The sequence below is a fragment of the Mycobacterium sp. NGS48 genome (assembly GCF_059812585.1).
The window spans coordinates 162370-181783 of the sequence record NZ_JCALCY010000005.1; the positions used below are offsets into that span (position 1 = coordinate 162370).

At 65.0% G+C, this 19414-nt stretch carries 16 protein-coding genes; 12 read left to right on the forward strand and 4 right to left on the reverse strand.

All coding sequences use genetic code 11. The annotated features are described in order from the left end of the window. Positions 1 to 164: 164 nt before the first annotated feature. Entirely contained in the window at positions 165 to 338 is a 174-nt protein-coding gene (locus tag AC5Y42_RS11955; protein WP_499898325.1) for a hypothetical protein, read from the reverse strand. Between the two features lie 294 nt (positions 339 to 632). On the opposite strand from AC5Y42_RS11955, the gene AC5Y42_RS11960 reads away from it, so the two are divergent. From AC5Y42_RS11960 to AC5Y42_RS11970, 3 genes are all read left to right on the forward strand, one after another. Beyond that, on the forward strand, positions 633 to 983 hold the full coding sequence (locus tag AC5Y42_RS11960) for a J domain-containing protein (protein ID WP_499898655.1): 351 nt from the start codon (positions 633 to 635) through the stop codon (positions 981 to 983). 255 nt (positions 984 to 1238) lie between these two features. After that, a complete protein-coding gene (locus AC5Y42_RS11965; protein WP_499898326.1) occupies positions 1239 to 2453 on the forward strand; it encodes a DUF7373 family lipoprotein in 1215 nt (404 codons plus the stop codon). A 9-nt stretch (positions 2454 to 2462) separates the two neighbouring features. Then, entirely contained in the window at positions 2463 to 4505 is a 2043-nt protein-coding gene (locus AC5Y42_RS11970; RefSeq protein WP_499898328.1) for a serine/threonine-protein kinase, read from the forward strand. 16 nt (positions 4506 to 4521) lie between these two features. Here the strand turns inward: AC5Y42_RS11970 and AC5Y42_RS11975 are convergent, their stop codons facing one another. Continuing rightward, entirely contained in the window at positions 4522 to 5640 is a 1119-nt protein-coding gene (locus tag AC5Y42_RS11975; protein ID WP_499898329.1) for a sensor domain-containing protein, read from the reverse strand. A gap of 382 nt (positions 5641 to 6022) precedes the next feature. On the opposite strand from AC5Y42_RS11975, the gene AC5Y42_RS11980 reads away from it, so the two are divergent. Both AC5Y42_RS11980 and AC5Y42_RS11985 read left to right on the forward strand, forming a co-directional pair. Next, positions 6023 to 6889, forward strand: a complete 867-nt coding sequence (locus tag AC5Y42_RS11980) for a DUF8453 domain-containing protein (RefSeq protein WP_499898331.1) — start codon at positions 6023 to 6025, stop codon at positions 6887 to 6889. 231 nt (positions 6890 to 7120) lie between these two features. Further along, positions 7121 to 9010 (forward strand): serine/threonine-protein kinase, encoded by a 1890-nt coding sequence (locus AC5Y42_RS11985; RefSeq protein ID WP_499898333.1) that lies wholly within the window; start codon positions 7121 to 7123, stop codon positions 9008 to 9010. A gap of 140 nt (positions 9011 to 9150) precedes the next feature. Here the strand turns inward: AC5Y42_RS11985 and AC5Y42_RS11990 are convergent, their stop codons facing one another. Beyond that, complete coding sequence (locus AC5Y42_RS11990; RefSeq protein ID WP_499898680.1) at positions 9151 to 9324, reverse strand: hypothetical protein; 174 nt, start codon at positions 9322 to 9324, stop codon at positions 9151 to 9153. Between the two features lie 31 nt (positions 9325 to 9355). On the opposite strand from AC5Y42_RS11990, the gene AC5Y42_RS11995 reads away from it, so the two are divergent. Beyond that, positions 9356 to 10255 carry an MPT63 family protein gene (locus AC5Y42_RS11995; protein ID WP_499898656.1) on the forward strand — a complete coding sequence of 300 codons (900 nt, stop codon included), beginning with the start codon at positions 9356 to 9358 and terminating at the stop codon, positions 10253 to 10255. A 128-nt stretch (positions 10256 to 10383) separates the two neighbouring features. On the opposite strand, the gene AC5Y42_RS12000 is transcribed toward AC5Y42_RS11995, so the two are convergent. Next, positions 10384 to 10674 carry a WhiB family transcriptional regulator gene (locus AC5Y42_RS12000; protein ID WP_499898335.1) on the reverse strand — a complete coding sequence of 97 codons (291 nt, stop codon included), beginning with the start codon at positions 10672 to 10674 and terminating at the stop codon, positions 10384 to 10386. A gap of 513 nt (positions 10675 to 11187) precedes the next feature. Between AC5Y42_RS12000 and espM the strand changes: the two genes are divergently transcribed. The 6 genes from espM (at position 11188) to eccCa (ending at position 19414) form a co-directional block, all read left to right on the forward strand. Continuing rightward, positions 11188 to 12276 carry an ESX-1 type VII secretion system transcriptional regulator EspM gene (gene espM, locus AC5Y42_RS12005; protein WP_499898337.1) on the forward strand — a complete coding sequence of 363 codons (1089 nt, stop codon included), beginning with the start codon at positions 11188 to 11190 and terminating at the stop codon, positions 12274 to 12276. 342 nt (positions 12277 to 12618) lie between these two features. After that, positions 12619 to 13461, forward strand: a complete 843-nt coding sequence (locus tag AC5Y42_RS12010) for an ESX secretion-associated protein EspG (protein ID WP_499898339.1) — start codon at positions 12619 to 12621, stop codon at positions 13459 to 13461. A 22-nt stretch (positions 13462 to 13483) separates the two neighbouring features. After that, positions 13484 to 14020: a YbaB/EbfC family DNA-binding protein gene (locus AC5Y42_RS12015; protein WP_499898341.1), complete on the forward strand. Its 537-nt coding sequence runs from the start codon at positions 13484 to 13486 to the stop codon at positions 14018 to 14020. Continuing rightward, positions 14013 to 15734, forward strand: coding sequence for a type VII secretion AAA-ATPase EccA (gene eccA, locus AC5Y42_RS12020; protein ID WP_499898343.1), 1722 nt, complete (start codon positions 14013 to 14015; stop codon positions 15732 to 15734). Before AC5Y42_RS12015 ends, eccA begins: the two co-directional genes overlap by 8 nt. A 3-nt stretch (positions 15735 to 15737) precedes the next feature. Continuing rightward, positions 15738 to 17180, forward strand: a complete 1443-nt coding sequence (gene eccB, locus AC5Y42_RS12025) for a type VII secretion protein EccB (protein WP_499898345.1) — start codon at positions 15738 to 15740, stop codon at positions 17178 to 17180. Beyond that, positions 17180 to 19414, forward strand: coding sequence for a type VII secretion protein EccCa (eccCa, locus tag AC5Y42_RS12030; RefSeq protein ID WP_499898346.1), 2235 nt, complete (start codon positions 17180 to 17182; stop codon positions 19412 to 19414). The genes eccB and eccCa overlap by 1 nt, the downstream gene beginning before the upstream one ends.

The following is a 19414-nucleotide window of genomic DNA, read 5'->3' on the forward strand; positions in this document are numbered from 1 at the left end:
AACGATGACTACCGACACGCGGATCGAGGTTGTGCTGGACGAGGCGGAGAGCATCGTGCGCGCTGAATGGATGCGCCTGCTCGACGCCGCACCGAACAAGTACTTCACCACGGATCGTGCCGAAATGCCCGCTGCCCGGCCCCGCCCTCCGCGGTTTGACCTTCTCACCGGCGAGCCTCGATGGCGTGGTAGGGCGCTGCAGCCCTACCGCAGACACCGGCGCGCTGCACGGTGGCGCGGCCGGCGAGTACGGCCCACGCAGCGGTCTCCTCCGTGCCGCAGCCGAAACCGACGTCGCAAATTGAGCAGTAGGAGGTGATGCGCTGGGCAACACTCATGAGCGGATAACGACTCGCGCGCCGTCCTCAGCTGAATGATCACTAACTCTCCGCGCCCGACACAGCTCTAAGCCTGTGCGCGCACCGCCACCCGACGTGGCGCATCCCCGATGCGAGTGGGCCGTTGAGCGCGTTATCGCATACCCCGGCGGGGCCCGCTGCCGAACCTGCGCTCTCCCTGGCAGCGGGTCTCGCTGCGGGACATTCGTGATGCCTTTTGACACGTCCAACGCAACCGCAAAAGCGTTTGTTGACGCAACGACGCCGATTTGCGCGCTGGCCATGATGGTACGTATGCCGACAGACTTAGACCCCTATGCCGTGCTGGGTGTGACGCCCACAGCCACCCCAGTTAAGATCGTCCATGCGTTTCGGGCGAAGTTGCGTACGCTTCACCCTGACACCCGTCACACCGGTGCTTCCACCGCCGGCCCAGAGAGACAGCTGCAGCAGGTTCTGGCCGCTTACCACCTATTGCGTTCCGAGCCGCAACGCCCAGGTGACGACCTCGTCGGCCGCCCTAGTGTCGCGACGCCGAAACGCCAACCGCCACTGACGATCCCGCTTACCTACCGCCGCACACGCTCCGCGACGCATCCTGAAGAACGCCCGCTGTGGGCCGGACCAGTGCACTGGCGCCGTTGACCGCGTTGACAACTACATAGCGTCCGGTCGCAATTTCAGCCAGGTTCGATCTAGCCGCCAGTTGTAGCGCCACCACGGTTTAGGATGTGGCGATGACAGCCGACGGAATTGACGGTCGAGGATGCCGCCGACCTCGTCGACCCTATTTCCAATGACATCCGCACAGCCGGGACCGGCGCTGCGCTACCTGAGCCACACAACGCCGGCCTGCAGCGACTCTTAGCCAGGTTGCCGTAGGACGTTGAGGTCTGCCCAATGCCGAACAACATCATCCGCCGGGCCGGCGCCGCGGCCGCTGTATGCCTGTCGGTCGGGGGCTGTACCACCGTCGTGGACGGGGCGGCCATACGCGCTCCCGGCGGCCCGCCTCCCGGCGCGATCGACGTTTCTCTGCTCGACCCCGGCAACTACCCCACCACCCCGCGCCCGCCATTAGGAGTGGCCGGCAGCCCCTCATCCGGGGCGATCCTTGAAGCGCAGCGGATGGCCGAATTCGTGATCGACCCCTCTGACGTCGACGCGGCCATCGTCACTGGCCACGCATTCGGGTTTTCTCCAGGGGCGATGGTGCTCAAGTCTGATCCCGGCGCCCTCGCCGAGATCATGCCGGACGAGATCGCTCAGGCCTGCGGCCAACACAACTACGTCAACGGTTTTGTCGTGGCCCGTGAGGACACCAACCACACGGTCCTCTACAACGCGGTCATCCGCATGGCCGACCCCGACGTGGCCGGTGCCGCGGCCACTGACATGAATGCTGCAGCGCTTGCCCTGCCGACACCGACACCAGCGGCGGTGCTGCCGATCCCCGTCCATCCTGACGCCACCGCCACCAGCTACACCGCGCCCCGCTCGGATGGCCAACAATGGAGCACGGTGAAATCTTTCACCGCGCGCGGCCCCTATGTCCTCTACCAGCGGGTCGAAACCACCGACGCCGCCGAAGCCGCCGCGGCGCTAGTAGGTACTGCCCTGGACTTACAAGGGCCGCTGATCGACAGATTCGAGCCGACTGATCCGGCCCAATTCGCCGACCTGCCAAGAGATCCCAGCGGCGTATTGGCGAAGGCGCTACCCATAGCCGATAAAGACGCCAACGTGCTGTCCAACGGTACGTGGGGCCCGCGCGCGGCCGCACACCTACAGTACGACCCGCTGGGTTCGGCCAAAGCATTTGCCGACGCCGGTATGGACGCCGCCGTCAGCCCCCTGGATTGGGTTTATCAAACCCGTGACCCTGCGGCCGCCACGGCGCTGGCCAATGCGCTCTACACCGAAGCCCAGCCCATGGGCAAAGCCGCCGACCCGGTGCCCAACCTGAAAGCCAGCCACTGCCTGCAATTCGGCGGCAACCAGTCCTACTACTGCGCTGCGGCCGCGGGCCGTTACGCGGTCGAAGTCACCTCTGCTCAACTTCGTGACGCGCACCAACAGGTGGCAGCCCAATACCTCCTCCTGGTCGGAAAGTAGAGGCGGCCAATGGTATTCAGCGAAGGGCTGACCATCGCCGGCTACACGATCGAGACGGAACTAGGGTCAGGTGGGATGGGTACGGTCTACAAGGCCGCCAACTCGGTGTTGCCGCGCAGCGACGCCCTAAAAGTTCTTAGCGTTGAGTACTCTCGCGACCCGCAATTTCGCGCACGATTTCTTCGCGAGGCCGATTTGGCCGCCACCCTTGATCATCCCAACATCGTCACCGTCTACTCCCGCGGTGAAACCGACGCCGGCCAATTGTGGATCTCCATGCAATACGTGGCCGGCACCGACGCCGACCGGGAACTACGCGCCGGAGCCATGACCCCTCGGCGGGCAGTCCACATCGTCGCCGAAGTCGCCAAAGCCCTGGACTATGCTCACCGCCGCGGCATCATCCACCGCGACGTCAAGCCGGCCAACTTCCTACTCGCCCCCGACGATGAACGCATCTTCCTCGCCGATTTCGGCATCGCGCGAGCCTTCGATGAGTCAGCCCACCTCACCGCCACCGGGATGGTGATGGCGTCGATTGCCTACGCCTCGCCGGAAGCGTTGACCGGCATGGACATTGACCACCGGGCTGATATCTACTCGTTGGGCTGCAGCTTGTTCCGACTCCTCACTAACAAAAACCCCTACGCCGGCCGCTCCGGCGGGCTAGCCGCAATGGCAGGCGCACACCTTTCCGAGCCACCACCGAAGGTCACTGATCTCATACCCGAACTGCCCGCTGCCCTCGACGATGTCATCGCCAAAGCGATGGCCAAAGACCCCGCGGCGCGATATCAAAAAGCCGGCGAGCTTGCCGAGGCGGCAGCCCAGGCCCTCGAAGACAGCACGGCCGTTATCCCGCGATCCACCCAGGCTTGGCAGACCACCTCGCGAACCGGCCCGACTCGGCCGCAGCCACGTCCCGCATCGCCTCCCGCATCGCCACCGCCACCGGCATTTCACCACGAGGCGAGTTATCCCACCGGCTTCTTCAGCGGTCCCCAAGGGCCCGCCACCCGCGGGCCCGCCCACATGCCTCCCGGCTCGCCGCTGCCACTCGGCGGCCCCTCGATTGGCTCACCACCCAGACGAGGTAGAGGGCGAGATCGGCTGCGCCGGCTTGCTTTTCCGGTGGCGCTGAGTGCGTTGATTGCCGTTATCGCGGTGGCCGCGGTGTTGCTGTGGCCGCACGCCGCCCCCAAGCCCACCTACCAGGCACAGACCTTTACCCACGCGCATGGCAGCACCGAGATCAGCAAGCAACCCAAAGCCGTTGCTGCCGTTGGGTTTGGCGACGCCGATGCCGTACTGGCGTTGGGGGAGCAACCCGTAGCTATCGTCACCCCCAATGGGGCGTTGCCGTCCTGGGAACAGGACAAGGTCAACGGCTCACCGCCGGTGCTGGGATTCATCGACACCAACGCGATCAAGTCCGCCAAACCCGATGTCGTCATCGCCACCGGCAACATCGACGATGCCACTTATCAACGATTGAGCGCCATAGCTCCGACGATCACGCGGCCGCAAGATGATCAACTGTGGAACTGGCAGACCCAACTGCAATGGGTTGCCCGCATCCTCGGCCACGACGAGCAGGCCACCCAGCTCATCAATATCGTCAGCGCCCAACAGACTGATTTGAAAAACCAGCACGCGAATCTGGTCGGGAAAACCGTTTCAATCGTGAATATTTCAGACTCCGGCGTCACCCAGACACTCACTCCGTCCAACGCCGCCGACTACCTGGACTCGCTGGGATTGCGTTACAGCGACACACTGCGCCGCCAACCCGATGACACCAACTCGGAGCGGCCCGTCACCGACCCCAGCAAGCTCTACCTGATCAACACCGACTATCTGGTCGTGGTGCGCACGGATCGCGCAGCCGGCGGCGGGGGAGCCGCCGGACTACCCCGCGAATTGGCGGCCTACCGAGGACGAATGGTCATTGCCGACGACCCCGACACCGTCGCGGCCCTGGCCGATCCCGGGGGCTATCTGGCTACCCAGTACCTCGACGCCAAGTTCGTGCCCGCCCTCAGTAGCAGTTAAGGGGAATCGATCGGCGCTATCCCCGGACGCGCTGGGCGATGCTGCGGGCCAGCGTCACTCCGGCGTCGCGAAGATTTGGCGAGCAGACCCGAACGTCGACGACCACATTGTTGCGGACGGTCAAAGCGCGCTGGCACTGGCGATTCGTGGTTGCTGCCGACGGCACAATCGAGAGGTCGGCCATGCCCGCTGATTCGGCTACAGCACCAAGATGCACCTGATCGGTCTTGTCACCGCCGGAGTAGGCCACCGTGACGTCGGTGTCCTGGCAGCCCCGCCAGAGGGTGAGTTGCGTGTCGTAGAAGAACTTCGCGAAGTCCGCATCAGCGAACGAGACGACGCCCTGGATCACCCGGGCTGTCGTCGCATTTAACGCTTGCCCCGCTAATCCCGAGTACCCCGACCCTGAGTAGGTCGCCTCAGTCACCGGCGCGACCGCGCCGGCGCAGTGGGCCGGTGTCACTGACAGTCCCGCGGCCGGTGCCTTTTCGACCGCGCTGGGCTCCATCGTGTCATTGTCGACCAATTGGCCGATCTCCTCCGGCGAGGACAGCAGACCCGGCAACGCCGCCACGTCAACTGGAGCGGCGGGCGACGGCGGGCGCTTCGTAGGCGAGGGCCGCGCCGGCAGCCTCGGTGGCGCCGTCCCCGCGGCGGTCGGCCGCGAGGAAGACGATGCGTGAGTAGCCGGAGAGTTGGAACCATCGCCGTTACGGGTCATCACCACCGCGGTAACGAGGACAGCCGCGATAGCAGCCGCAGCCCCGACGATCCACCACCGCAAACCTGTTCGCGGTCGCGCCGGCCCGGCTGCGCCCGCTAACGGTGTGGGGGGCGGATACCAGGGCGGGGGACCACCCGGCGGCATGTGGGGACTGCCCCAGTGTGCAGCTGGCGGCGGCACCGGGCCGGCATCCTGCCAACCGGCCGCCACCGGCGGTGCCGGGACAGAAGGTGGGGGCACCGGCGACGGCGGTACCGGCCAGCCACCCGGCGCGTGGGGACCTGCGCCACCGGGGTGCCGCGACATGAACGCCGTTGATTCGCCGTCGTCGCCAACGGGTTGCGGTGGGCGCCGGCCTGCGTGTCGGGGCACCGTTTCCTCGCCCTCGCCGGGCTCGTCGTGTCTGCTCATCACGCTTAGCCTGCCTCATTCCTCGGGGACACCATCGAAGAAGAAGAATTCGCCGCCCGAATCCAGGTGCGGCAACTCAGGCCGGCCCGGCCGCGGTTAGCCGTCGGTTGCGCGACGGCCCGCACCACGCGACGCGAAGTGGCGACGGGATCATTTGGCAATTTTTGCGCCGACATGGGAGACGACAAACGTTGAATCCGAAGGAGTGGCGGCAGCTGCGGTTCTTTCGCTAAACCACCAAATCGCGGCGCAGATGCGAATTTAACTGGTGCGTAGAATTCACTTATGATGCAGCGAGTCGGCAGCCGGCGCCGTACTGGTGGCGATACGTCCAGCGAGCAGGGCGGGGGCCGAGCGGGCATGTCGGCGGAAGGTGGATCCGGTGGGGTGGGTTAACGACCGATGGCATGACCTGGCGAGCCTCGGGGCCACCGCGTGGCTGGGCGTGGCTCTCTGGGTGATGGCCGCAATCGCGCTTGTTGCGCTGATCTATGTGCGATACCACCTGTCTCGCCTGCGGAGGTTGAGCTTCGAAGACAACCGCCCGCAAGTCACCATGTTCATGGAGCCCCATGCGGCCGACTGGCACCTGGTGGAGTTGGTAGTCCGAAATTTCGGTCAGCGAACGGCATACGACGTCCAGTTCCAATTCAGCCACCCGCCCACCGTGGCCGAGTATGAAAGCGCTTACGAGGGCATGGTCGACATCACCGAACTCCACCTGCCAGAGGAGCTGCCGGAGCTGGCCCCAGGCCAGGAATGGCGCACCGTCTGGGATTCCGCGCTCGACCGGCATCAATTGGGTGGCGCGATAGCTTCGCGGTTCGCCGGCACTGCCACCTACTACGACAGCCCGGCGCCGAGCGGGCGGTGGCGCAAATTCAAAGCGCGGCGACGCAAACCGATCGAAACGAAGATTGTCCTGGATTGGGGCACGCTGCCCCCGGTGCAGCGGATCGACCTGATGACGACGCACGACCTGGCCAAGCGCGAAAAGCAGAAGCTCGAGTTGCTGCGCTGCGTGCTGACCTATTTCCAGGTAGCGAGTCAGGAGACAAGGCCCGACGATGTCCGCAGCGAGATCGACCGGATCAAACACGCGACGCAGGAAATCCGGAATCGGTGGCGCAGCAGACAGCTCGACGAACCCACCGACGTCAGAATGCGCCGGGTCGACGCCGGGCGCCAGGCGAGCCGCGACGGGGAGCCCGACTTCGAGCTGGGCCGCCACCGCAACGAGGTGACGTAACGTCACGATCGCCTCGTCGCACGCACCGATTTCCGCTCTGACTCGCGTGCACTTATGGTGCTAACCAAGCGTGACTGGCCACCTAAGAACGGCTGCTACGGTTACCGTGTGACCAAAGTGGCGAGGAATTACCGTCATAGTTGACGCACCCTGGCGGCGCAGTCGGTGGGTCTGCCGGATGATTGTCTCGCCGCTGCCGGTGGGGTCGCGGGTTGGCTTAAGGAGTCGGCGATGAGCGACGCCGCGCAGGGTTCGCGCGTGGGGTCACAGTTCGGGCGCTATTACCTCAAGCGGCTGCTGGGCCGCGGCGGCATGGGCGAAGTCTACGAAGCCGAGGACACGGTAAAAGAGCGGGTAGTGGCTTTGAAGCTGCTGTCGCCGGCACTATGCCAGGACCCCGTATTCCGTGAGCGCTTGCAACGAGAAGCACGCACCGCAGGGCGGTTGCAGGAGCCACATGTGGTGCCGGTACACGACTACGGCGAAATCGACGGACTCCTTTATTTAGACATGCGCCTGATACAAGGCACCGACTTGTCCGCAGTGTTGCACGAGTCGGGCGCATTGACGCCGCCACGGGCGGTCGCCATTGTGCGCCAGGCCGCTTCTGCATTAGACGCGGCCCACGCCGCCGGGGTAATACACCGCGATATTAAGCCAGAAAACATTTTGATCACCCGCGACGATTTCGCGTACCTCGTCGATTTCGGAATTGCCAGCGCCACCACCGACGAAAAATTGACCCAGGCGGGCAGCGCGGTGGGGACCTGGAAATACGCTGCGCCGGAACGTTTTACCAACGCCGAGGTGACCCACAGCGTCGACGTGTATGCGTTGGCCTGTGTGCTGCACGAGTGTCTGACCGGCTCACCGCCGTATCGTGCCGACAGTGCCGGAATGCTCATCACCGCGCATCTGATGGAGCCGATCCCGCACCCCAGCCAACTGCAGCCAGGGATTCCCAACGCCTTTGACGAGGTGATTGCCCGCGGTATGGCTAAAGACCCCAAGGACCGCTACACGAGTGCCGGTGAGTTGGCGCACGCGGCCAACGACGCACTGAGCGCGCGGGATCAAGACCGTGCCGGTGACATCGTCGAGCGCAGCGAAGAAGCCACGTTGCCGACACAGCAAACCGAGCAAGCCACCCTGCCGACCCAGCGCTTGCATCGGCCCGCCAGTACTCCTACTCCGACGCCAGCACCTGGACCGATACCTTCCCCTACTCCACCACCCGGACGCACGCCGTCTCCGACACCGCCGCCCGGCGCCACGCCGCATCCGTCGGCCAGTCCGCCGTACCACCATCCCGGCGGCGCGGAGTCGCCGCGACACACACCACCACCGCCGTCCGGTGGTCCCGGCTGGGGTGGCGGCGGGGGTCATCCGGGTCCGGCGCACCCTACTGGGGACGGCCCGCGAAACGCGCCCTCGTTCACACCGCATGCAAGCGGCGGCTGGCCCGGACACTTCGGCGCACCACCGCCGGGCGTGTCCCCGCGCCGGCCGATGCCCCGTAAACGGAAGCCCAGGCGGCGTGTCGGTGTCATGGCCGCGGTGGTCGTAGTGGCCATCGCCGGCCTGGTCATCTGGCTGCTGCTGCCGTCGGGGGCTGCTCCGCCCCCGCCGTCCCCCGCCGAGCGGACGTCTTCGCCGCCGACCCCGTCAACACCGCCGGTGTCCACCCCGCCGGCTGCCGAGACCCAAGCTCAGTTGTTCAGCGTGTTGCCGCAGGGCTACGCGCCCGGTAGCTGCAACCCAACTCCTCCGCCAAAGGGTGCGTTTGCCAAGGTTTCCTGTGGCCCGAACGCCGACCCCGACGGGCCACCGTCGGCAACGTATGCACTGTTTCCGAATAAAGCAGCGGTCCGCGCCGCTTTCGACAGAATCGTCCGGACGTCCGCCGCCGTGGACTGCCCCGGGCGGATCCAATCCCCGGGGCCGTGGCACCGGAACGCCACCCCCGACCAACCCAGCGGCATGTTGTTGTGTGGGACTTACCAAGGCTTTCCTTCGGTGGTGTGGACCAATGACGATGCGTTGCTGGTCAGCGTCGTGCAGACGGAGCCGCAGGGGCCGACTCTCGATCAGCTGTATTCGTGGTGGACATCCCATTCCTGACACGCGTAACGGCCCCTCCGAATGTTGAAGCCGAATGCAATCGCGGTGCAGTACTACGGATCGGGTGGTAGAACAGGGGTGTTAATTTGCGCGGGCGACACCTAGGCTCCAGAGAATGGGCATAATGTGCCAGTGCTTGTCTAGCAATCCGTCGCAGCACTGCCGCTAAAGACGATGAAGACGATAGGGGAGTGAACCGCTTTGAAGATCATTACCACCACCGCAATTGCAGCAGCAGCCATTGCCGCCACAGGTGCCGTCGGCGTCGTCGGCGCATCGATTGCCTCTGCAGATGAAGCCGCGGGTGTCGCCAACACCCAAAGCCTGGGCAGCCAAGCGAAAGTCGTGAATGGCACGAACATTCAGGGCTGGACCGTCAGCGACCTTAAGCCAAGCTCGGATGCCATTTCTTTTCCGGTGAACGGTACGTTGTGGGAAGCCACGGCCACCGATGAAGCCATTCAGGGCGGAGCGACGCCCGTTGTCTCGAACTTCAACGCACGTTCGACAAGTGGTCAGACCTATCGAGTCTTGTATCAGGCTGCGACGCCGCAGGGCGTCAATCCCGCCGGACTTGCACAAGGGCAGAAGACCAGCGGCAAAATCTATTTCGACGTCACCGGGGACAGCCCGAATTCGGTGGTGTACACAGACGGTGGTGGCCAGGAGTTAGCTTCGTGGGTGCAATCGCAACCGCAGGGCCGAACGGGTGGCGGCACCACTTCGGCTGCCGGTAGCTCGGCGCCTGCTCAGTCTGGCAATACCGGGGCAGCCCCCGCCGGCAACCCGTCGACGCCGGCCAGCGGTAGTCAAGGCACACCGATTCCTACTGGAAGCCAAGGGACGCCCCCGGCCACTGGTGGCGCGGCGACACCGGCCGGCAGTCCGGCGGCGCCCGGGACGGCAGGTACGCCAGCGGCGCCCGGCACGGCAGGTACGCCAGCAGCGCCCGGCACGGCAGGTACCCCGGCGGCGCCCGGTACAGCAGGTACCCCGGCGGCGCCCGGCACAGCCGGCAGCCCAGAGGCGCCCGCGCCGGCCGGTAGCCCTGAAGCGCCGGCGGCTGGCCAGGCCCCGGGTAGCCAAGGAACGCCCGCTACGGGAGGTGCCCCGGAGGCACCTGCCACCGGCGGTAGCCCAGACGCGACGGGTGGTGCCCCGGCGAACCCAACGCCTGGCGCCAGCCAGGCGACACCGGCCGGTAGCCAGGGGACCTCTGGAACTGGCGGCCAGGGCGCGGGCTAAGGGCACGCCCTTTTCCAACCGACTCGATAAATAGTCCGACCCCTGCGGATACGACGATCCGCAGGGGTCGGTTATGTTGGGCGCCCCGCAGCCACCCCTCGAACCTGCAGCGGCGGCGCCAGCCTGGATTACGCGGGAACTGGCGCGGCTCGCCGCTCCCGCACGGGGTAACCGTTGCGCTCGGCAAGGGAGCGCAGTTGGCGCAGCGCGAAGGTCCGCGCGCGGCCGGTTTCCGGAACTACGACTCCCGCCCAGAGTCCTTCTATGCCAGGCAGTTCGCAGGCTTCTCGGGCGCACAGCCACCGGCGCGGGCAGCCGCGGCAAATGGTCTTGGCCTCGTCATCGGCAGCCGTCGTCCAACGCTCGGGGTCCTGTGTGCATGCACCCAGCGGAAGCTCGTAGAGAGCGGTTGCGGTCATGTGTCTGGTTCCTCCGGTAAGTGCCGCAGTCTCGCGGCTGCTGATTCGGAAGCGTATAGCACAAACCGTAGCGATGCAACAGAAAGCGCTACGCCCGGTGCTGCAGCTAGTGCTCTGCTTTACAGAAGCGAGTGGGACCGTCACGCAGGCGTGCCCGTCCGAAGCACTACCGCGCGGGGGATGACCGACCAGCGGCACGATCGCAGGTCGATGCACTATCGATCCAGGTCAAGGCGCTGGCTTAAGTGACGCGGGCGGGGTCGCTGGCAGCGCAGGGTACGTCGGAAATCCAGCGGTCTGGGCGCGCCGGTCGCGCTGCTGTTTGCAACGCTTTTCGGCCCGTGTGGCTGTAGCACTGACACAGTTAATGGGCTAGGGCCGATTGGCGCTAACGCGTTGATGTGACCAAAAAACGTAGCTGAGCCATAGCGGACGCTAGCCCGCAACGGTTAAGATCAGGCTGGCGGTCGAGAGCCCACGCCACCGCCAACTCAATCCAAGGAATCGCCAGAGATGACCAACGTCGAGTCGACTGTCGCGCCAGCTCTGTTGATCGTTCACGACGGCGACAAGTCTCATGCGATCGGACCTGGGCGCGGCGTCGTGACGATTGGCAGTAGTCCTCAGGACAGTGTGCAGATCGATGACCCGCGGGTCTCCTTGAAAGTGGAGTCAACCGACGGCCAGTGGCGGGTAGTTGACAACGGCTCCAACGGCATGTTCGTCGACGGACTACCGACAAGGTCGGTAACGGTCGCGGATCGTACGACGGTCCGTCTGGGCGGCGCCAGCGATGGCAAGACGCTGGTGTTCGAAGTTGTGGTGCCGTCAAAGGGCATCGACCAGCAGCGGTCGAATGAGGGCGAGGACCTCGACGTCACCGGTACCTGGCGGATCGACGACCTTGAACCAGGGGTGGTCCGTGCCGGCGCGGCGGCCGCGGCTCGCCGCCGTGAACTCGACATCAGTCAGCGCGGCCTCGCGGCCGACGGGGTCATTAACGCCGGAGCGCTCATCGCTTTCGAAAAAGGCCGCAGCTGGCCGCGCGAGCGGACCAGGGCCAAGCTCGAAGAGGTATTGCGCTGGCCGCCAGGTGCTATCGCCCGGATCCGAGAGGGCGGGTCGGTTCCCGGTGAAGAAGTCACCGAAGTCCTCTCTGGAGACGACCAGGTGCCGTTGATCGCACATGCGGTGATTGCCGCCGTGGACAGCTGCAACCTCGCTATCGCCGCCCTCCCACCGGTCGAGCATCCAGACTTCACCCGCGCAGCGGCGCCGATCCTGGCGGACCTGCGTCGGGTTGAGGCGGTCGCCGTCCGCGCCACCCAGATCGGCCGGGTTACGCCGCCGTTGATCAAAGCGCTCAGCACAGTCCGCCATCACTATGACCAGCTGATGATGCTGGGCGCGACGGCGCCTGCCGCCACGTTGGGGCAACGTTTGTACGCCGCGCGGCGCCGCGCCAACCTGTCGATAACAGAGACCGCGCAGGCGGCGGGGGTGGCGGAGGACATGATCGTCGCCGCGGAGCGGGAAGAAGCGCTGCCCACCGCGACTGCGGCTGCGATCGCGTCGCTGGTCGACCAGATCAGTTGGCGCTGACCGTCGCTGGGAGTGCTGGTCGGTCGCCGGAAATTGTGCGCGGCAGCCTGTCAGGGTGCCACTAAAATTTCGGGTGTGGGTCGATATATAGCGCTGGTCGACCTGCGACATCGAATGTTTCAGACCGATGAGCGCGCCGGCGACGCGCTACGGGTGGAAGTGTGGCCGCGCAGCTGCATCTCTACCGTCCAGCGGGTGGACGCAGCTACAACGCAGTAGATTTAGAACGACGTTGCCAGCAGATAGGAGTTGCCGATGGGCGGCGAACCGCGCGTGACGGCGGCGAATCGTGGCGCGTTGTTCTCAGTCGGCGTCGACCGGCAGATGTAAACGAGGAAGACGATGACCAGTCCCTATGCCACGGACCGCACCTCCGGCGATGTCGGCGACGTCGTCGGCGTCGAGGTGACCATCGACGGCATGTTGGTGATTGCCGACCGGCTCGGCCTGGTGGACTTTCCGGTGTCGCTCGCCATCCGGCCCAACATCCCCCAGCTGGAACTGCGCGAGGTCGTCTGGGATCAAGTGCGGCGCGACCTCACCGATCAGGGGGTGCTGGATATCTATGGTGCGCCGCATCCCAGTGTCGCGGCCATGGTCGACACCCTCAGCAGGGCGGACCGCACACTGGAAGCACGGTGGTGGCGCCGCGACGTCAACGACGGCACGATGGTGCGATTTGTCTTGTGCCGCAAGGGAGAACGCCATGTCGTCGCAGCTCGTGACGGCGACATGCTGGTAATGCAGCTGGTGGCTCCGCAGATCGGCTTGGCCGGGATGCTGACGACCGTGCTGGGTCCTGCGCCGGCCGCCGATGTCGAACCGCTCACCGGAGTCGCGAGCAAGCTGGCCGAGTGCACGACCGCAAGCCAAATCGCGCAGTACGGCGTCGCACCCGCTTCGGCGCGCGTATATGCGGAGATCATCGCCAACCCGACCAGCTGGGTGGAGATTACCGCCGGCGAACGCCACCCCGGCGGCACGTCGACGCAAACCGACTTGGCCGCCGGAGTCGCGGACTCACGGCAGGGCAGGGTGGTATCGCTTCCTCGGCGGGTCAACGGCGAGCTGTACGGCAGCTTTCTTCCCGGAACACCGGAAAATCTGCAGCGGGCGCTCGACGGGTTGGTCGAATTCCTGCCGTCGGGAAGCTGGTTCGAGCCCACCCCGGCCGAGTACTCGTAGTAAGAATCAGGAAGGACACACGGTGGATGGCACTCCGCCATACCCACTAGACGGCGACGACGATCGCGACGATCTGGCCGCATTGGACTTCTCCGTTGGTTACGACGACGGTGAGGAGTCCGTGCTCGGCGTGTTCGACGATTATCTGCCGAGTGATGAGACGACGGATGCGGGCAGGGATTGGAATGCGATCGCTGCCCCTGGCGTGGAAGAGGAAGAGCTTCAATCGCCGCTGTTCACAGTGACCAACCCGGCGGGGACGGTGACGGTGTCGGCGTTTATGGATGGGCACATCCAGGGGATTGAACTGACGGCGAAAGTGACCAACATGACCGAAGCACATCTGGCTGACGAGATACTCGTCATCGCGGATCTGGCCCGGCAGAAGGCCCGGTCCGCCCAGTACGAGTCCATCTCTGAGGCTATGCGTGAACTCGGGCAGGACAACGCGACTACGCGCGATTTCTTGGCACGCGAACTACGGCTGCCCTCGCCGGACGAGGCGACCGCAGCCGCAGCAGAGGTTTTTGCCACGCGATACGCGAGCGATCATGACTGAGCAGTTGGCCAACCTGTTCGCAAGCGCCGTCAACATGCTGCCCATGTCGCCGGCGCGGTCCATGGAACTGTTCACCGAAATCACCAGCTACGACGAGTCCGCCTGCGATGCGTGGATTGGCCGCATCCGGTGCGGCGATACCGATCGGGTGACGTTGTTCCGGGCGTGGTACTCGCGCATGAACTTCGGGCGGTTGGCGGGTGCAGGTGAGACCTCAATGACCACCCTCAACGCCAGGATCCCGATCGGCGGCCTGTACGGCGACATCACCTATCCGATCAATTCGCCGTTGGCGATCACGCTGGGCTTCGCGGCGAGCGAAGCCGCGGCCGGCAACTATGCGGACGCCATGGAGGCGTTGGAAGCCACGCCGTCCAGCGGTGCCGAGTACCTGGTGTCGTGGGCCAAGGCAGTCGTTTACGGCTCGGCCGAGCGTTGGACCGATGTGATCGACGAGGTCAGGGGCGCTCCGCATTGGACCGACAAATTCTTGGCTGCTGCCGCCGGCGTGGCCCATGGAGTCGCTTCCGCGAACTTGGGATTGTTCAGCGAAGCTGAGCGTCGGCTGACCGAGATGCACGACTCGCCGGCCGGGCAAGCATGTGGGCGAGTGATCGCCTGGCATCTGGCGATGATTCGGCGCGGACAAGGCAATGAAGAAGCAGCGACGCCACTGCTGGAGTGGCTGCAGGCAAACTATCCAGAGCCCAAAGTCGCTGCGGCATTAAGAGATCCGTCATACCGGCTGGTGCCTACCAGCGCCGAAAAGATCGCAGCCCGCAAAGACCCTTGGGATCCCTCAAGTGTTGTCGCCGACACCTCGGGCCAGGAAAAGCTGCTCGCCGAAGCCCAAGCCGAACTGGACCGCCAGATCGGGCTGGGCCGGGTCAAAGAGCAGATCGAGAGATACCGCGCGGCCACCCAGATGGCTAAGGTCCGCGCGGCTCGCGGCATGAAGGTCGCCCAGGCGAGCAAGCACATGATCTTCGCCGGACCGCCCGGCACCGGCAAGACGACGATCGCCCGCGTGGTGGCCAACATCCTGGCCGGGCTGGGCGTCATCACCGAACCAAAACTCGTCGAGGCCTCCCGCAAAGATTTCGTCGCTGAATACGAGGGACAGTCCGCGGTCAAGACCGCCAGGACCATCGACCGTGCCGTCGGCGGTGTGCTGTTCATCGACGAGGCCTACACGCTGGTTCAGGAACGCGACGGGCGCGCTGATCCATTCGGAACCGAGGCTTTGGACACCCTGCTGGCCCGGATGGAAAATGACCGCGACCGGCTCGTGGTGATCATCGCGGGATACAGTTCCGACATCGACCGGCTGCTGGAAGCCAATGATGGCTTGCGGTCGCGCTTTGCGACTCGGATCGAGTTCGACTCGTATTCGCCTGAGGAGATCCTCGACATCGCGAAAGTCATTGCCAGCGCCAATGACTCGGCGTTGAGCACCGATGCCGCCGACCATCTGCTGGAGGCGGCGAAACTGCTCAGTCAACGCACGGTCGGCGACAAGCCGGCGCTCGACGTGGCCGGCAACGGTCGCTACGCGCGCCAACTCGTCGAGTCCGGTGAGCAGTACCGGGATATGCGCTTGACCCAGGCGGTGGACTTCGAAACCCTGGACGTGGACCGGCTGCGTGAAGTCAACGGCCAGGATATGGCGGAGGCGATCAGTTCGGTGCACCGACGGCTCAACATCGGCGAGTGACAGATGGCGGGATTTCGGCTCACCACCAAGGTTCAGGTCAGCGGTTGGCGGTTCTTGCTGCGGCGCGTAGAGCACGCCATCGTGCGGCGAGACACCCGCATGTTCGACGATCCGCTGCAGTTCTACAGCCGGGCGGTGGGGCTCGGCATTGTGATCGCGGTGTTGATCGGCGTCGGCGCCGGATTGCTGGCGTATTTCAAACCGCTTGGCCGGCAAAGTGGCGACAGTCTGCTCGTTGACCGCACCACCAACCAGCTCTATGTGGTGATGTCGGGAACCGGAGAGCTGCACCCCGTTTACAACCTGACCTCGGCGCGGCTGGTCCTGGGAAGCTCAGGCAATCCGCACGCGGTGAAGTCCAGCGAACTGGACAAGATGCCCAAGGGCCAGCGCATCGGCATCCCGGGCGCCCCGTACGCCACCCCGGTTACGTCAGACGCCTCGTCGGACTGGACGCTGTGTGACACCGTCGCCAACCCGGAGAGTGTTGCTCCCGCCGTCCAGACGTCGGTGATCGCCATGCCTTTGGTTACCGATGCGTCGATAGGTCCGGTACGGCCCAATCAGGCGCTGATCGCCTCCTATCAAGGCAGGGAATGGGTGGTGACCAAAGCCGGTCGCCATGTCATCGATCTGACCGACCGCGCGGTCGCGTCGGCGGTAGGGATACCCGTCACCGCGAGGGCCACCCCGATGTCCGAAGGGGTGTACAACGCGATACCCGATGCCGGGCCCTGGCAGGTGCCACCGATTCCCGCCGCGGGCGCGCCGAATTCTGTTGGGCTGCCGGAAAATCTGGTAATCGGGTCAGTGTTTCAAACCCAGAGTGAGACGGGTCCGCAGAAATTTGTGGTGCTGCCCGATGGTGTTGCCCGGGTGAACGCAACCACGTCGGCGGCCTTACGCGCAACCAATTCCTATGGATTGATCGCACCCCCGTCGATCGAGTCCAGCCTGGTGGCGAGGATCCCAGAGCGGGTGTACGGCTCGCCGCTGCCGGATGAACCGCTGAAGATTCTGCCCCGACAGGAGGCGCCCGTACTGTGCTGGTCGTGGGAGCGTGAACCCGGCGACCAGTCCGCCAAAACCGCTGTGCTCACCGGCCGCCACTTGCCGATTTCACCAACGGCGATGCGCACCGGCATCAAGCAGATCGAAGGAACCACAACCGTTTTCACGGATGGTGGAAAGTATGTGCGCCTCCAGTCTCCCGACCCGAAGCACGGTGAGGCGTTGTACTACATCGATCCACAGGGTGTGCGGTACGGGTTGCCGGACGAAGAAACGGCCAAGTATCTCGGCTTGACGTCGCCCAAGAACGCGCCGTGGGCCGTCGTGCGATTGCTCGTAGACGGGCCGGTGCTGTCCAAGCAGGCCGCACTACTGGAGCACGACACCCTTCCCCCGGATCCCAAACCCCGGAAAATCGAAACCCGAGGCGGCTGATGACGACCAAGAAGTTCACCCCGACCGTCAAGCGAGGGCCCCGGCTGACGCCCGGCGAAATCACCGTCACGCCACCGGAAGACCTCGGCATTGAGATTCCGGCATCGGGCATCCAGAAGATGCTGCCGTACGTGATGGGCGGCGGCATGCTGGGCATGATCGCGATCATGGTCTTCACCGGCGTCCGGCAGCTTTCACCGTACATGTTGATGATGCCGTTGATGATGATCATGACCACGGTGGGATTCATGGCCGGCGGTGGTCCGGGCGGCAAGAAGGTTCCTGAAATCAACGCTGACCGTAGGGAGTACCTGCGCTATCTGGCCGGTCTACGAACCCGCGTGACCTCGTCGGCCAGCGCGCAGGTCACATTTTTCGGTTATCACGCACCACATCCCGACGATCTACTGTCGCTTGTCGGCACGCACCGGCAGTGGTCTCGCCCGGCGAATGCCGACTTCTACGCGGCGACCCGCATCGGACTCGGCTCCGAGCCGGCGGTGGACCGGCTGCTGAAGCCTGCGCTCGGCGGTGAGCTGGCGGGCCCCGACGCCGCGCCCCAGCCGCACCTTGAACCCGTAAGCCACATGTGGGTGCTGAAGTTCCTGCGCACACATGGACTTGTCCACGATTGCCCAAAACTGTTGCAGCTGCGCACTTTTCCGACCATCGCGATCGGCGGCGATCCGGAAGGTGCGGCGGGGTTGCTGAGAGCGATCATCTGCCACCTGGCCGTATTCCATCCACCGGACCTGTTGCAGATCCGGGTGCTCACCGAGGACCCCGAAGATCCGGAGTGGTCCTGGGTGAAATGGCTCCCGCATCTCCAGCATCAGACCGACACCGACGCCGCCGGGACGACTCGGCTGATCTTCACCCGGCCAGACGGTCTCAGCGATTTGACCGCCCGCGGCCCGCACACACCGGATGCGGGCCCCGGCGGTCCCTACGTCGTGGTCATCGATTTGACCGGAGGCACGGCGCGTTTCCCGGTAGACGGCCGTGCCGGCGTCACGGTCATCACGTTGGGTAATCACCGGTCGGCCTACCGAATTCGGGTCGACAAGGATGGCACCGCCGACGATCGCCTGCCTAACCAGACGTTCCGGCAGGTGACTTCGGTGACCGACCGGATGTCCCCGGCACAAGCCACCCGCGTCGCGCGAAAGCTGGCCGGGTGGTCCATCACCGGGACCATCATCGACAAGACCACCCGAGTCCAGAAGAAGGTGTCGACCGATTGGCACCAGTTGGTCGGCGCCCAGGCGGTCGAAGAGGTGCTGCCGAACCGTTGGCGGATGTTCGCCGACACCGACCAGGACCGGCTACGAATCCCGTTCGGCCATGAACTCAGGACCGGCGACGTCATGTGCCTCGATATCAAAGAGGGTGCGGAATTCGGGGCGGGACCGCACGGCATGCTCATCGGCACCACCGGGTCGGGCAAGTCGGAATTCTTACGCACGCTCATCTTGTCGCTGGCCGCCACGCATCATCCGGACCAGGTCAACCTGCTGCTCACCGACTTCAAGGGTGGTTCCACGTTCCTGGGTATGGAACGACTGCCGCACACTGCCGCGGTTGTCACCAACATGGAGGAAGAGGCAGAGCTTGTCAGCCGCATGGGTGAGGTGCTGACGGGCGAACTGGACCGGCGCCAATCGATACTGCGCCAGGCCGGCATGCAGGTGGGGGCCGCGGGCGCGTTATCCGGTGTGGCTGAGTACGAAAAGCACCGGGAGCGCGGCGCTGACTTGCGGCCCCTGCCAACACTTTTTGTCGTGGTCGACGAGTTCGCGGAGCTGCTGGCCAACCATCCGGATTTCATCGCCCTGTTCGACCGGATCTGTCGTGTCGGCCGGTCGTTGCGAGTGCACTTGTTGTTGGCGACCCAGTCGCTCAACACCGGCGGCGCGCGCATCGACAAACTGGAGCCCAACCTGACATACCGCATCGCGTTGCGCACGACTAGTTCGGCGGAATCCAAGCAGGTGATCGGAACCCCCGAAGCGCAATACATCACCAACAAAGAAAGCGGTGTCGGGTTCCTGCGGGTCGGTATGGAGGACCCGGTCAAATTCAAGAGCGTCTACACCGGTACGCCCTACGTTCCCGCCATGGACCTTGACGGGGAAGTAAACGGTGAAGCGCCCGGCGTCCCGCAGCGCAGGCGAGATGTGCGCATCCACCGGTTCACCGCGGCGCCGATCTTCGACCCGGCGGTGACGTCATGA

Bases quoted from the DNA above. Each gene is read 5' to 3' on its own strand.
- AC5Y42_RS11955 (WP_499898325.1), bottom strand. From the start codon at position 338: ATGAGTGTTGCCCAGCGCATCACCTCCTACTGCTCAATTTGCGACGTC.
- AC5Y42_RS11960 (WP_499898655.1), top strand. From the start codon at position 633: ATGCCGACAGACTTAGACCCCTATGCCGTGCTGGGTGTGACGCCCACA.
- AC5Y42_RS11965 (WP_499898326.1), top strand. From the start codon at position 1,239: ATGCCGAACAACATCATCCGCCGGGCCGGCGCCGCGGCCGCTGTATGC.
- AC5Y42_RS11970 (WP_499898328.1), top strand. From the start codon at position 2,463: ATGGTATTCAGCGAAGGGCTGACCATCGCCGGCTACACGATCGAGACG.
- AC5Y42_RS11975 (WP_499898329.1), bottom strand. From the start codon at position 5,640: ATGAGCAGACACGACGAGCCCGGCGAGGGCGAGGAAACGGTGCCCCGA.
- AC5Y42_RS11985 (WP_499898333.1), top strand. From the start codon at position 7,121: ATGAGCGACGCCGCGCAGGGTTCGCGCGTGGGGTCACAGTTCGGGCGC.
- AC5Y42_RS12000 (WP_499898335.1), bottom strand. From the start codon at position 10,674: ATGACCGCAACCGCTCTCTACGAGCTTCCGCTGGGTGCATGCACACAG.
- espM (WP_499898337.1), top strand. From the start codon at position 11,188: ATGACCAACGTCGAGTCGACTGTCGCGCCAGCTCTGTTGATCGTTCAC.
- AC5Y42_RS12010 (WP_499898339.1), top strand. From the start codon at position 12,619: ATGACCAGTCCCTATGCCACGGACCGCACCTCCGGCGATGTCGGCGAC.
- eccA (WP_499898343.1), top strand. From the start codon at position 14,013: ATGACTGAGCAGTTGGCCAACCTGTTCGCAAGCGCCGTCAACATGCTG.
- eccB (WP_499898345.1), top strand. From the start codon at position 15,738: ATGGCGGGATTTCGGCTCACCACCAAGGTTCAGGTCAGCGGTTGGCGG.
- eccCa (WP_499898346.1), top strand. From the start codon at position 17,180: ATGACGACCAAGAAGTTCACCCCGACCGTCAAGCGAGGGCCCCGGCTG.